Source organism: Paenibacillus sp. FSL R5-0908 (genome assembly GCF_038006245.1).
Lineage (GTDB): Bacteria > Bacillota > Bacilli > Paenibacillales > Paenibacillaceae > Paenibacillus_AQ > Paenibacillus_AQ odorifer.
This window is the reverse complement of record NZ_JBBOUV010000001.1, coordinates 5,102,650-5,116,001: the sequence shown is the minus strand read 5'-3', so window position 1 is coordinate 5,116,001 and position 13,352 is coordinate 5,102,650. Positions and strand designations below refer to the sequence as shown.

Here is a 13,352-nt window from a genome sequence, read left to right as displayed (position 1 = left end):
AGATTGAAATTAAACGTTTCCAGAAAGCAATGTTTCTGTTAAGATAGCGTCAAAACAACCCTTCAAATGGGAAAATGGAGAGTGCTTCTATGGAAAAGACGTATCTGATGGTCAAGCCTGATGGAGTTCAACGTGGATTAATAGGGCGTATTGTTGCCCGCTTTGAGGATAAGGGGTTTAAATTGGTCGCGGCTAAACTGATTACAGTCAGTGAGGATCAAGCGAAAAGACATTATGCTGAGCATGCAGGCAAAGACTTTTTTTCAGAGCTGGTCTCTTTCATCACTTCAGGTCCAGTGTTTGCAATGGTATGGGAAGGCGATGATGTCATAACTTTATCCCGGACACTCATAGGCAAGACAAAAGTTGGAGAAGCTCTGCCAGGCACGATTCGTGGCGACTTTGCCAGCCATACACCACTTAATTTAATTCATGGATCAGATTCGCCTGAAAGTGCAGAACGGGAAATAGCTAATTTCTTTGCTCCAGATGAACTGAATCAGTATAACAAAGACATCGCAGTCTGGATGTAAGGTCCAGGTAGGAGGCAGGGGATTAACATGTCTGATCGTAATGTTGCAGCATTAACAACAGATCCAGATTATAGCGGATTTATTCACAACGTTAAACAAAGCACCGGAATTGATCTGGCTCAATATAAAGAAGCGCAGATGAAGCGGCGTTTGACGACTCTTCGGATGAAGAATGGGTATCATACCTTCAGTGATTTTTTTGCAGCGATGATGAAAAATAAGGACTTATTTTATGAATTTTTAGATCGAATGACGATCAATGTCTCTGAGTTCTGGCGGAATCCGAATCGCTGGGAAGTTTTGCGGGATATTATCCTACCTGACCTCCAGCAGTCGGGCCGCAAATTAAAGCTGTGGAGCGCGGCGTGTTCCACTGGCGAAGAGCCTTACACGCTGGCTATGATTTTGTCGGACAAGAATATATTGGCGCAGACAGGCATTCTTGCCACTGACATTGATGATGGCGCTTTATCCAAAGCAAAGCAGGGTCTTTATTTGGAACGTTCTTTAAAGGATGTGCCCAAAGACGTGGCAGCACGTTATTTTACACCGGAAGGTCCTGTCTTCAAGGTCAGCGATTCACTTAAGAAAAACATAGATTTCCGCAAACAGAATCTCCTCTTGGACAAGTTCGACGAAGGCTTCGATCTAATTATTTGTCGCAATGTAATGATCTATTTTACTGAAGAGGCGAAGAACAAGCTCTATCATAAGTTTTCGGCTAGCTTACGTCCGGGTGGTTATTTGTTTGTGGGCAGCACAGAGCAAATCTTTACACCGGCTCAATATGGCTTTGAATCGACGGAAACTTTTTTCTATCGTAAAAAATAAATACTTTTTGCTCCTTCGCCATTAACTTCAAAGGTATACTTTCGCAAAAGTTCAGTGATACTGGATAGTAGAATCTGTACGCTAAGTGAAAGGAAAGTTAAACCGATGGACAAAAGCAAGGTCATTGCCGCGTACAAACGAGGCTTTATCACCGTTCGTGAGTGCGGGCAAATTCTCGGTGTGGAGGAAATGCAATTGGAGCGCCTTTTGCAGCTGGAAGAGCGTAAGTCTACATTCCCTCCACCAAGCCAGCGGCTCGGCAGCTAACAAGCTGAAGACCGAGCCGAGGAGCGCCATTCATACTCTTAAGGGTATGGATGGCGCTTTTTATTTCGGTATACATAGAGTGTTTCTAGAGAGAGCCCTTTCTTGTCAAAGCGGATTCCCTATACTATAATGAGCAAAGATCATAGGATTTTAGCGGTTTACAGTTTAAAAGTATAAAAGGGGGAAGACATCATGAGTTTACGCTATTTAACAGCGGGGGAAACGCACGGCCCCCAGCTAACGGCTATTATTGAGGGATTGCCAAGTAATTTAACTTTGGATTTTGAAGAGCTTAACTTTCAATTGCATCGTCGACAAAAGGGATACGGACGTGGACGCCGCATGCAGATTGAGAAAGATACGGCACAAATTGTAGGTGGAGTACGTCACGGCTATACTACGGGTGCTCCGGTAGCCTTGGTAGTAGAGAACAAGGATTGGACTCACTGGAAGAACATTATGAATATTGAACCTATTCCAGGCAGTGATGAAGAAAAACGCCGGGTAAATCGGCCGCGCCCTGGACATGCAGATTTGAATGGTGGATTGAAGTACAATCATACGGATCTTCGCAACGTTTTGGAGCGCTCCAGTGCCCGCGAAACCGCAGCCAGAGTTGCATGTGGCGCTGTAGCCAGACAGCTGCTGGCAGCCTTTGGTGTGAAAGTAGCAGGTCAAGTCATTCGCATTGGTGAAATTGAGGCACCTGCAAATGATCTGCCTATCGATGAGCTGATTGAACGGACAGAACAGTCTTCTGTCAGAGTTGTCGACAAAGAAACGGAACAGAAAATGGAGGCTTACATAGATCAGATCAAGGAAGAGGGCGACTCCATCGGTGGAATCGTTGAATGTATCGTCGAAGGACTGCCCATCGGACTTGGCAGCTATGTACAGTCAGACCGGAAGCTGGACGGGGCGATCGCTGGGGCAGTGATGTCGATTAATGCCTTCAAAGGCGTTGAAATCGGCATTGGATTTGAAGCAGGAAAATTGCGTGGATCGCAAGTCCATGATGAAATTATGTATGAAGCTTCTAAAGGATACTATCGCGCAAGCAATCGTTTAGGCGGTTTTGAAGGCGGGATGACGAATGGCATGCCTATAGTGGTTCGTGGGGTTATGAAGCCTATTCCTACCTTGTATAAGCCACTTCAAAGTGTAGATATCGATACGAAAGAACCTTTTACAGCTCAAGTAGAACGTTCGGATGCATGTGCGGTTCCAGCGGCATGTGTAGTTTTGGAAAGCGTAGTGGCATGGGAAGTTGCCAAAGCTTTTCTTGATAAGTTCGGCGGGGATTCTCTCGAGGAAATTAAAGCGAACTATGAAAACTATCTTGCACAATTGGAGAGTTATTAATCATGCGTACAATCAATGTAGATTTGGGAGATCGTTCTTATCCAATCCACATCGGTAGTGGTCTGCTGCAGAACATTGGCCAGTACTGTGCTGAAGCTGGACTGTCCACTCGCAGCCCACTACTGGTTGTGAGTGATAGTGAAGTAGCTCCACGGTATTTACCGGCACTTGAAGAAGCTCTAAGTCAGCAAGGCTATACCGTAGTAAGCCATATTATGCCGGCAGGGGAAGCATCCAAATCATTAACCGTGTATGAAGAGGTTATGACGACCGCAATTCAAGCGGGACTAGATCGCAACTCAGCGGTGTTGGCTTTAGGTGGCGGGGTTGTTGGCGATTTAGCTGGTTTTGTAGCAGCTACCTACATGCGCGGAATAGGATTTTTACAAATTCCAACGACGATTCTAGCCCATGACAGCAGCGTAGGCGGCAAAGTGGCTGTCAATCATCCACTAGCCAAAAATATGGTTGGTGCGTTCTATCAACCTTCGCTGGTGCTTTACGATTTGGATACCCTTCGCACGCTTCCGCCACGCCAAGTCTCTTCTGGCTTAGCTGAAGTAGTGAAGCATGGTCTGATTATGGACAAAGAATTTGCATATTGGTGCCGTGAACATGCTGATGAGCTGCTTGCTTTGAATGCTGAAGCCCTCGGCTATGCCCTTGAGCGCGGTTGTGCGATCAAAGCTCATGTCGTGGCGAACGATGAACGTGAGCATGGACTTCGGGCGATCCTGAATTTAGGCCATACGATCGGCCATGCTATTGAAGCGGTTGGCGGATACGGTGTGTTTTTGCACGGTGAAGCGATTGCGATTGGAATGGCGGGTTCGGCGCTGCTGGCTGTAAAGCTTGGACGTGACCGATCCATTTATGAGGATACAGTATCTATGTTATCTGCACTTTCACTGCCTATACAGCTTCCTTCTGAATATGATGAAGAGGAGCTAATGGAAGCAATGATGCATGATAAGAAATTCAAAGAAGGCAGAATGACTTTTATTGTGCCTGATGCCATAGGAGCCGTTAGTATTGTAAACGATGTACAGGAATCGCTTGTGCGAGAGGTTCTCGCAGAGCTAAAAAAGGAGGGGAAACCGTGGTAAATCGAGGGATTCGCGGAGCAACTACCGTGATTAATAACGAAGAAACAGAGATTTTGCGTGAAACTGTTGTGCTGCTGCGGGAGATCGTTGAACGCAATAATGTTATAGCTGAGGATATTAGCAATGTATGGATTACGATGACCAATGATCTGGATGCTACTTTTCCGGCAAGAGCCATTCGTGAGATTGAGGGCTGGGAAATGGTGCCGCTTATGTGTTCAACGGAGATCCCGGTCAAAGGCAGCCTGCCGATGTGTATCCGGTTAATGGTGCAGTTTAATACGGATAAATCACAGCGTGAGATCCGCCATGTGTATCTGAATGAAGCTCAGAAGCTTCGTCCGGATTTGTCGCAGAGTAAGTCTTAAATTTGAGTTGTGGGTTGTCAATGACCCTTGTCATCATGTATAGTGTAATTAGCCGAGTATAGAAGAGTTTAGTTGAGTTGAGATGAGTATAGTTGAGCAGAGTGCAAGAAATTTTTGCGAATATAAGAAAGTATATACATTTCTTATATTTCACGCATATACGCTTACCGTCCTTATAAGGACGCTGAAGACGTTTATGCCTGATTAGCAGTTTTTGTGTACACAGAGTCTTTATTTTGATATGTACTGGAGTGTTATTTCACATCCGTGATGTATCTTATTTAGAGATAAGTCTGTAGGCACAACATAACGATGCTGATCATTGCTCAAAAACATATACTTACTTACACAAACCCTCTACTTTGGTAGAGGGTTTTTCTGTGTTTCGGAAAGATTTATATAACTAAGGGGGCATCTAAAAATGACGAATCCGAGTGTTCAAGAGGTGGTAAAGCTGTCGCAGGATTATAATCTGATTCCTGTTGTGAAGCGGCTGCTGGCTGATATGGAAACACCTATCCGGTTATTCCAACGTTTTGCTGAACGTGACCGCGCGTTCTTACTAGAAAGTGTAGAGGGTGGCAAACAATGGGCCCGGTATTCGTTCATCGGCAGCGATCCCTTTTTAATGATATCGGGAAAAAAGGGTGCAATTAACGTAGAGATCGACGGGAAGAAAAAACAGCTGCATGGTAAGCCGATTGAGGAGCTTAAGGCGCTGCTTCGTTCATACCGTAGCCCTAAGCTGGATGAGATGCCCCCATTTACTGGAGGAGCTATCGGATTTTTTGGATATGATCTGCTGCAATATTATGAGAAGCTGCCTGAGCATCCAGTAGATGATCTCCAAATGGATGATATCCGGTTTATGTTCTGTGATCGCATCATTGTTTTTGATCATGTGAAACAACAAATTCTCCTAGTTGGCAACCTGCATGTTAAAGACGGTGATACGGACTCAGATATCAAATCCAATTACGAAAGCTTAAGTCGTAAGCTTGAGGATATGGCCGAAGAGCTGCAAAAGGAAGGGCCAAAGGAAAATGTGAACCGCCGCAGCATTCCGCAGGATATTGAGCTGGGTGAGATTCATTCGAACCTGACTAAAGAACAATATATCAACAACGTAGAACAAGCGAAGGAATACATTCGGGCTGGCGATATTTTTCAAGTGGTGTTGTCGCAGCGCCTGCATATTGAAACGGAAGTTTCTCCACTGCATGTATACCGGATGCTCCGGACGCTTAACCCATCTCCATATATGTATTATTTGAAAATGGATGAAGAGATTATTGTTGGAACCTCACCGGAAGCACTCGTAAAGGTAGATGGAAATCGTGTGGAGACACGGCCGATTGCCGGAACAAGGCCAAGAGGTGAAAGTGAAGCTTCGGATCGTGCTTACGCCGCGGAGCTGCTGGAGGATGAAAAAGAACGTGCAGAGCATTTGATGCTAGTTGATCTAGGTCGTAATGATTTAGGAAGAGTGTCCAAATTCGGTTCTGTAAAATGTGATTCCTTTATGGAAATTGAAAGATACTCTCATGTCATGCATATGGTATCGAATGTGTCAGGCACGCTTAGCGAGGATAAAGATTTCTTTGATGCCTTTCTCTCCTGTCTGCCAGCCGGTACTGTCTCAGGAGCACCTAAGCTACGGGCAATGGAGATTATTGCTGAATTGGAGCGAGAAGCCCGTGGTGCTTATGCGGGGGCGATTGGATATTTGGGATTCTCGGGAAATATGGATTCATGTATCACCATCCGTACAATCATCTTCCGTAAGGGCAGAGCATATGTGCAGGCTGGGGCGGGTATCGTTTGGGACTCGGTTCCGGAGAAAGAGTATGAAGAGACGGTGAATAAAGCGAAGGGCATGCTAAAAGCTATTCGTATGGCAGAGGCTATGTTCCCACCCGAGATAAAAGAGAAACAAGTCATCAATCAAGATTACATGTACGCATATACCCCCGAACAGGTGGTTTGATTAATAAAAAAGATTACATTAAGGCTGGGAGGATGAACATTATGGATGCAACAAAATTGATACAATCAGGAATCGCTGGACTAATCGAAGGCAAAAGTCTGACACGTGTGGAAGCACGGGATATAATGGGCGCAATCATGCTGGGAGATGCTTCACAGGCGCAAATCGGATCACTGCTGACCGCTTTACGGATTAAGGGAGAGACCGTGGAGGAGATTACGGGGTTTGCGGAAGCCATGAGAGGTTTCGGCACACCTGTCCTTACTGAAAAAGCGCGTCTGCTAGATACATGTGGTACGGGCGGTTCCGGCATCCATAAGTTTAATATTTCGACCGCCTCAGCGATTATTTCATCAGCGGCTTCGGTACGAGTTGCCAAACATGGCAACCGCTCAGCTTCCGGTAGAGCAGGAAGTGCAGATGTACTTGAAGCTCTGGGCGTCAACATTCATCTGAATGCGGATCAGGCTCGGGAATGCTTGGATCGAATCGGCATTTGTTTTTTATTCGCGCAAATCTATCATCCTTCGATGCGGCATGCGGCAGCACCGCGTAAAGAGCTTGGAGTGCGGACGATTTTTAATATGCTTGGTCCGCTTACGAATCCCGCGGGTGCTGACCGTCAGCTGCTGGGGATTTATGATCGGAATAAGACAGAGACGGTGGCTAATGTCCTGAAGGAGCTGGGGTCCAAGCGTGCGATGGTTGTTAGCAGCGTGGATGGTCTGGATGAAATCAGCATCTCGGCCCCTACATTAGTGTCTGAGCTAAAAGAGGGCATCGTAACCACGTATGAGGTAACGCCAGAGGCATTAGGTCTTAACAGACATCCACTGGAAGCTGTGCTGGGTGGAGATGCAGCTGAAAATGCGGCGATTATTACCTCGGTCCTTCAAGGGCAGATGAATCCTTATCGTGATATCGTTCTTGCTAACGCCGGAGCCTGTATATATGTTGCTGGTTTGGCAGATACCATGGCCGGAGGCGTAGAGAGAGCAAAAGATGTAGTGGATTCAGGCAAGGCACTATCCAAGCTTAATCAGCTTGTAGCTATGACGGAGGAACTTAATTATGTATCTTGATAAAATTGTCGCGACTAAGATTAAAGAGGTTGAAGTGCTCAGTAAAAACTTTTCGTTGGCACAAGCAGAGCGTGATATTGCGCTTCTTCCGGCAACAAGAGGTTTTCGTAAGGCTCTGACCCAAGGGAAGAACAGAGATATGGGCTTGATCGCTGAGGTGAAGAAGGCTTCTCCTTCCAAAGGGTTGATCCGTGAGGATTTTGATCCTGTTTCCATTGCAAAAGGGTATGAAGCTGGAGGTGCAGATTGCTTATCTGTTCTGACGGACACAGAATATTTCCAGGGCAGCGCAGCTTATCTGCAGCAAGTGAAGGAAGCTGTAAATCTGCCGCTGCTTCGCAAAGATTTTATTATCGATGAGAAGCAGATCTACGAGGCACGTCTTCTCGGAGCGGATGCCGTGTTGTTGATCGTCGCTATTTTGACACCAGCACAACTGTCTCATTTTATAGATATAGCTTCAGGGCTTGGATTGGATATCTTGATTGAGGTGCATGACCGAAATGAACTGGCGGTTGTACTGAGCACAGAAAAGATAACCCAACCTAACGTCCTGCTAGGAATTAATAACCGTAATCTACGTACCTTTGAGACCTCTTTGGAGACAACAGCCGAGCTGGCAGCTCTTGTGCCGCAAGGTGTTCCAGTGATCAGCGAAAGCGGAATTTCCGGGTCAAAAGACATCGGCTACCTAAGAACTACTGGTGCTCACGGAGTGCTTGTTGGGGAGTATCTAATGCGTCAAGCTAACGTAGAGGATGCGGTTAACGGTTTGCTCGGTGAGCTTCCTAACGGAAAGGACCGTGTCCGGCATGGCTGAGACATTAGTAAAAATCTGTGGACTTCAGGACGTTGAAGTGCTAAAATCTATGTTACACTTACCACTAGATTATATCGGATTTGTTTTTGCACCTAGCCGCCGGAAGGTATCCATAGAGCGTGCTGCCGAACTGATTGCAGAGCTTCCAAATTGGAAGGCTGGTGAAATTCCTAAGGCTGCCGGGGTTTTTGTTAATCCGGAGCTGGATGAGTTGAACGAATTGCTGTCTGTGGTGCATTTAGATGTAATTCAGCTCCATGGACAGGAGAGCCCAGCTTTTTGCCAGCAGGTTCGCCAAGCTTATCCACAGGTTCAGGTATGGAAGGCACTGTCCGTTGCTGATCAAGAGCGGGATAAAGCTGAAAATGAATATACCTTGGAAGATTACGCAGCTGCAGTAGATGCGGTTTTATTAGATACTTATGATCCATTGCAGAGAGGCGGCTCTGGCCGAACCTTCGCATGGAACAAATTACCTGTGTACCAAGAAATTGCAGTACAACATGACTTGCCCTTGTTTGTGGCTGGAGGGCTTCATTCAGATAATGTTGGTGAATTGCTTGATACCTATGTCCCGTATGGGGTAGACGTGTCGAGTGGAGTAGAGACTGACGGCATTAAGGATATTCAAAAAATGACAGCTTTTGTGGAAAGGGTGAAGCAATCATGATACAAGTACCGGACCAGCATGGACGTTTCGGTTCATTCGGAGGCCGCTTCGTGCCCGAGACTTTGATGAATGCATTGATTGAGTTGGAGGAGGCCTACCGTAAGTTTTCGGCAGATCCAGCTTTTCAGGAAGAAATAGATTATCTATTAAAGCAGTATTCCGGACGGGAGACCCCGCTGTATTATGCGGAACGTCTAAGCAAACATTTGGGAGAAGCTAAAATATATTTGAAGCGTGAAGATTTGAATCATACAGGTGCCCATAAGATTAACAATGCGATTGGTCAAGGGATTTTGGCCAAAATGATGGGAAAAACGAAGGTAATCGCTGAGACTGGTGCGGGTCAACATGGTGTAGCCACAGCTACAGTTGCAGCTCTGCTAGGTATGGAATGTAAGGTGTTTATGGGGGAAGAGGATACGCGTCGCCAGGCCCTTAACGTATTCCGGATGAAGCTGCTTGGTGCAGAAGTGATTCCCGTTACTTCCGGATCGCGCACATTAAAAGATGCCGGCAATGAAGCGCTTCGCTACTGGGTTAGCAATGTAGACGATACCTTCTATATATTGGGTTCAGCTGTAGGACCGCATCCTTATCCGATGATGGTCCGTAACTTTCAGCGGGTTATTGGGGATGAAACACGGCGCCAGATTCTGGAGGCTGAAGGAAGGCTGCCGGATGTGCTCGTAGCTGCTGTAGGCGGCGGCAGTAATGCTATCGGTATGTTCTATCCATTTGTTGAGGATGAAAGTGTCGGTATGATTGGTGTAGAGGCGGCTGGTAAAGGCATTGATACCCCTTTTCATGCGGCAACAATGAGTAAAGGAACTCATGGCGTATTCCAGGGATCGATGAGTTATCTCCTGCAGGATGAGCATGGACAAGTAACAGAAGCACATTCCATCTCCGCAGGCCTGGATTATCCTGGTGTGGGTCCTGAACACTCCTATCTAAAAGATATCGAACGCGCAAAATATGTCCCGATTACAGATGCAGAGGCGCTAGATGCACTGAAGCTGCTATGCGTAACGGAAGGCATTATTCCAGCGTTAGAATCGGCGCATGCGATAGCACATGTTGTAAAAATGGGTCCAACCCTTACTAAGGATGATATTGTTGTCATCTGCCTGTCAGGCCGGGGAGACAAAGACGTAGAATCCATTATGGCGTATACAGAAGGGAAGGGAACTGAATGACAACCCAAACTACAAACCGGATGGATTTGGTATTCCGGAAGCTTAAAGCTGAGAACCGGACCGCATTGATTCCTTTTCTGACTGTTGGAGATCCAGATTTGGAGACTACTCTTGCCATCATCACTGAATTGGAGACAGCAGGGGCAGATATTCTGGAGCTAGGAGTACCATACTCTGATCCGCTTGCAGACGGCCCTGTAATTCAGCGAGCATCTGCCCGGGCACTGCGGGGTGAAGTTCACCTGCGCACTTGCATGGAGACCGCGTTAAAGGCTCGTGAAGCCGGCAGCAGTTTGCCATTTATCTTGTTTTCTTATTACAATCCTATCCTGCAAATGGGTCTAGATACGTTTTTTGCTGATCTGAACAAGCATGAAATCAGCGGACTTATTATCCCGGATCTTCCCGTTGAGGAATCAGCGGAGATGCGGCGCCGTAGTGATGAAGTTGGAGTCAACCTCATTCCTTTAGTTGCACCCACCTCAAGCGAACGTATTGCAAAGATTGTATCCGGTGCGAGCGGGTTTATCTATTGTGTATCTTCATTAGGGGTGACTGGAGAAAGATCCTCTTTCCATGCGGATGTAGAAGCCTTTATTGATTCCGTTCGTCAAGCTACGGATCTGCCAGTGGCTGTAGGATTTGGGATCTCTACTGGCGAACAGGTTGCCCGTTTTGCTCAGATTTGCGATGGTGTTGTAGTAGGGAGTGCCATTGTCCGCAAAATAGAAGAGGTAATTCCGTTGCTCGATCATCCTGCTACGCGGAATGAGGGACTGTTGCAAATTCGAGAATTTGTGGCACAATTAAAAAGACCATAACAGTGTCATTCTGACCTGTGTATAGTGGAGTAATCAACTATGGAGAGCGAGGACTATTGTATGAATCCAAAACCGAATATAGTTAATCTCCCTGTCTACAAACCAGGGAAACCTATAGACGAAGTCAAGAAGGAGCTTGGCTTAAGTGAGGTTATTAAGCTTGCATCCAATGAGAACCCGTATGGAGCTTCACCGAATGCAAAAGAAGCAATTCTAGCAGAACTTGAGAATCTTTATCTTTATCCGGACGGCTCGGCCGTTGAATTGACTTCAGCACTTTCCAGCCGTCTTGGCGTGAATAACGACAATATTATTTTTGGCTGTGGCTCAGATGAGATTATTGCACTTATTGCTCGTGCCTTTTTCTTACCGGGTGATGAGACAATCATGGCGGACCAAACCTTCTCCGTGTATAAGAGTAACGCAGACATCGAAAGTGCGGTATCTATTGAGGTGCCACTTGTAAAAGGTACCCATGATCTGGATGGGATGCTGGCCCGTATAACGGACCGCACTAAGGTTATCTGGATCTGTAATCCGAATAACCCAACAGGTACGATTGTTCCAGAGGAAGCTTTGGTTTCTTTCCTGGATGCTGTGCCTTCCAATGTAATGGTTGTCCTTGATGAGGCATACTGTGAGTATGTAACAGATCTTTCATACTCCAATGGTATCCAGTTACTGACTCGTTACAAAAATCTGGTTGTGCTTCGCACCTTCTCCAAAATTTATGGCTTAGCTGCATTGCGTATTGGATACGGTGTTGCGAGTCCTGAGATCATTTCGTTGATCAACAAGGTACGTGAGCCTTTTAATACCTCACGGCTTGCTCAAGCTGCAGCTCTTGCTGCTTTGAATGATCAAGATTACGTACAGGAATGCCGTCGTCTTAATAGCGCGGGTATTGTCCAATTGCAAGGTGAATTCAAACGTCTGGGTCTAGAATCCTTCCCGGCACACGGGAACTTCATCATGGTAGATGTTCGTAAGCCTGCTACAGAGGTCTTTGATGCTTTGATGCATAAAGGAATCATCGTAAGAGCGGGTCATCAGGTTTATCCGACTTATATTCGGGTTACTGTGGGCTCGGCTGAGCAGAATACAGCTTTTATCACCGCGCTCGAACAAACGCTTATAGAGAGCGGAGTACGCGCCTAGTAATAACAGCAAGTCAAGACTAAAGAAGGCAGGTAGTTCAAAGAACATGACGACAAAAATAGCAATATTCGGTGTCGGTCTGATCGGAGGCTCACTGGCCCTTTGCTTTAAAGGCAAGGAGGGCCTGACCGTCGTTGGCCATGCCCACCGTCCTGAATCCGCGAGTAAGTATATTAGCAGAGGTGTGGTCGATAGTGCCACATTGTCTGTGGAGGAAGCGGCAATCGATGCCGATTTCATTTTTCTATGTGTGCCAGTGGGTATGCTAGAGGATTATTTGCAGCAGTTAAGCAAATTGCCGCTCAAGCCCGGCTGCATCATTACAGATGTTGGAAGTACGAAAGCTAGTATTGCCGCATGCGCGGTGTCTTTGGATATTCCTGGAGTACATTTTATCGGCGGTCACCCTATGGCAGGATCAGAGCGTTCAGGTGTTGAGGCAGCTTCATCGCTGTTGTTTGAAAATGCCTATTACGTATTAACGCCTCCACCGGGAGTGCCAGATGAGGCTTATCATGCGTTGGAGTCCTTACTCCACCTTACTAGAGCGCAGATTGTACGCCTTAATCCAGAACGTCATGATGAGATTGTAGGCGCCATTAGTCATTTACCACATATTATTGCCGTTGCGCTGGTAAATCAGATTAAAGCTTATGATGATACTGACTCCTTGTATAGTACGTTAGCTGCAGGGGGCTTTCGGGATATTACACGGATTGCGTCTAGTGATCCAATTATTTGGCGTGATATCTTGTTAAACAATCGTTCAGTGATGCTTCGATTGCTGAAGGATTGGAACGAGGAAGTTTCTTCTTTTGTTCGTTTGCTGGAAAGTGAAGATGGTGTAGGGATTGAAGAGGCATTTCATGAAGCCAATGGCTTCCGTAGTCAGTTGCCAGAACGGCGTAAAGGTATGATAGCACCTTTATTTGACCTACATATTGATGTACCCGATCATCCGGGGATTATCGGTCGTATTGCTACAGAGCTGGGGGATCAAGGAATTAACCTTAGCAACGTACAAATTATCGAAAGCCGTGAAGATGTGCCGGGGATTATGCGTCTCTCTTTCCGTCAGGAGAACGATATGGAGCGGGCGAAGATCCTGTTGCAGCATCATGATTATACGGTATACGTGTAGTATAAAGTTC

At 46.2% G+C, this 13,352-nt stretch carries 14 protein-coding genes; all 14 read left to right on the top strand.

Features of this window, described 5'->3' with window-relative positions; genetic code table 11:
* The first annotated feature begins 89 nt into the window (after window positions 1-89).
* Window positions 90-533, top strand: a complete 444-nt coding sequence (gene ndk, locus MKZ09_RS23305) for a nucleoside-diphosphate kinase (protein ID WP_076134687.1) — start codon at window positions 90-92, stop codon at window positions 531-533.
* Window positions 534-560: 27 nt separating this feature from the next.
* On the top strand, window positions 561-1,364 hold the full coding sequence (locus MKZ09_RS23300; RefSeq protein WP_036676236.1) for a CheR family methyltransferase: 804 nt from the start codon (window positions 561-563) through the stop codon (window positions 1,362-1,364).
* Window positions 1,365-1,469: 105 nt separating this feature from the next.
* Window positions 1,470-1,631 carry a hypothetical protein gene (locus MKZ09_RS23295; RefSeq protein WP_169744788.1) on the top strand — a complete coding sequence of 54 codons (162 nt, stop codon included), beginning with the start codon at window positions 1,470-1,472 and terminating at the stop codon, window positions 1,629-1,631.
* Between the two features lie 192 nt (window positions 1,632-1,823).
* Window positions 1,824-2,993 (top strand): chorismate synthase, encoded by a 1,170-nt coding sequence (gene aroC, locus MKZ09_RS23290; RefSeq protein ID WP_036676238.1) that lies wholly within the window; start codon window positions 1,824-1,826, stop codon window positions 2,991-2,993.
* A 2-nt stretch (window positions 2,994-2,995) separates the two neighbouring features.
* Window positions 2,996-4,099, top strand: coding sequence for a 3-dehydroquinate synthase (aroB, locus tag MKZ09_RS23285; RefSeq protein ID WP_076192205.1), 1,104 nt, complete (start codon window positions 2,996-2,998; stop codon window positions 4,097-4,099).
* Window positions 4,093-4,467 (top strand): chorismate mutase, encoded by a 375-nt coding sequence (gene aroH / locus MKZ09_RS23280; protein WP_076127508.1) that lies wholly within the window; start codon window positions 4,093-4,095, stop codon window positions 4,465-4,467. The genes aroB and aroH overlap by 7 nt, the downstream gene beginning before the upstream one ends.
* 421 nt (window positions 4,468-4,888) lie before the next feature.
* A complete protein-coding gene (gene trpE, locus MKZ09_RS23275; protein ID WP_076127509.1) occupies window positions 4,889-6,454 on the top strand; it encodes an anthranilate synthase component I in 1,566 nt (521 codons plus the stop codon).
* 41 nt (window positions 6,455-6,495) lie between these two features.
* Complete coding sequence (gene trpD, locus MKZ09_RS23270) at window positions 6,496-7,536, top strand: anthranilate phosphoribosyltransferase (RefSeq protein WP_172628839.1); 1,041 nt, start codon at window positions 6,496-6,498, stop codon at window positions 7,534-7,536.
* Window positions 7,526-8,356 carry an indole-3-glycerol phosphate synthase TrpC gene (gene trpC, locus MKZ09_RS23265; protein WP_076204263.1) on the top strand — a complete coding sequence of 277 codons (831 nt, stop codon included), beginning with the start codon at window positions 7,526-7,528 and terminating at the stop codon, window positions 8,354-8,356. The genes trpD and trpC overlap by 11 nt, the downstream gene beginning before the upstream one ends.
* Entirely contained in the window at window positions 8,349-9,026 is a 678-nt protein-coding gene (locus tag MKZ09_RS23260; protein ID WP_076204267.1) for a phosphoribosylanthranilate isomerase, read from the top strand. Before trpC ends, MKZ09_RS23260 begins: the two co-directional genes overlap by 8 nt.
* Window positions 9,023-10,222 (top strand): tryptophan synthase subunit beta, encoded by a 1,200-nt coding sequence (gene trpB, locus MKZ09_RS23255; protein ID WP_076134682.1) that lies wholly within the window; start codon window positions 9,023-9,025, stop codon window positions 10,220-10,222. Before MKZ09_RS23260 ends, trpB begins: the two co-directional genes overlap by 4 nt.
* A complete protein-coding gene (gene trpA, locus MKZ09_RS23250) occupies window positions 10,219-11,043 on the top strand; it encodes a tryptophan synthase subunit alpha (protein WP_076127517.1) in 825 nt (274 codons plus the stop codon). The genes trpB and trpA overlap by 4 nt, the downstream gene beginning before the upstream one ends.
* A 60-nt stretch (window positions 11,044-11,103) precedes the next feature.
* Window positions 11,104-12,201, top strand: a complete 1,098-nt coding sequence (hisC, locus tag MKZ09_RS23245) for a histidinol-phosphate transaminase (RefSeq protein ID WP_076204424.1) — start codon at window positions 11,104-11,106, stop codon at window positions 12,199-12,201.
* Between the two features lie 46 nt (window positions 12,202-12,247).
* A complete protein-coding gene (locus tag MKZ09_RS23240; RefSeq protein ID WP_036676253.1) occupies window positions 12,248-13,342 on the top strand; it encodes a prephenate dehydrogenase in 1,095 nt (364 codons plus the stop codon).
* Window positions 13,343-13,352 lie beyond the last annotated feature (10 nt).

Coding starts and splice junctions, on each gene's coding strand:
- MKZ09_RS23240 (WP_036676253.1), top strand. CDS start 12,248: ATGACGACAAAAATAGCAATATTCGGTGTCGGTCTGATCGGAGGCTCA.
- aroC (WP_036676238.1), top strand. CDS start 1,824: ATGAGTTTACGCTATTTAACAGCGGGGGAAACGCACGGCCCCCAGCTA.
- MKZ09_RS23295 (WP_169744788.1), top strand. CDS start 1,470: ATGGACAAAAGCAAGGTCATTGCCGCGTACAAACGAGGCTTTATCACC.
- trpA (WP_076127517.1), top strand. CDS start 10,219: ATGACAACCCAAACTACAAACCGGATGGATTTGGTATTCCGGAAGCTT.
- hisC (WP_076204424.1), top strand. CDS start 11,104: ATGAATCCAAAACCGAATATAGTTAATCTCCCTGTCTACAAACCAGGG.
- trpC (WP_076204263.1), top strand. CDS start 7,526: ATGTATCTTGATAAAATTGTCGCGACTAAGATTAAAGAGGTTGAAGTG.
- trpD (WP_172628839.1), top strand. CDS start 6,496: ATGGATGCAACAAAATTGATACAATCAGGAATCGCTGGACTAATCGAA.
- trpE (WP_076127509.1), top strand. CDS start 4,889: ATGACGAATCCGAGTGTTCAAGAGGTGGTAAAGCTGTCGCAGGATTAT.
- MKZ09_RS23260 (WP_076204267.1), top strand. CDS start 8,349: ATGGCTGAGACATTAGTAAAAATCTGTGGACTTCAGGACGTTGAAGTG.
- MKZ09_RS23300 (WP_036676236.1), top strand. CDS start 561: ATGTCTGATCGTAATGTTGCAGCATTAACAACAGATCCAGATTATAGC.
- aroB (WP_076192205.1), top strand. CDS start 2,996: ATGCGTACAATCAATGTAGATTTGGGAGATCGTTCTTATCCAATCCAC.
- ndk (WP_076134687.1), top strand. CDS start 90: ATGGAAAAGACGTATCTGATGGTCAAGCCTGATGGAGTTCAACGTGGA.
- trpB (WP_076134682.1), top strand. CDS start 9,023: ATGATACAAGTACCGGACCAGCATGGACGTTTCGGTTCATTCGGAGGC.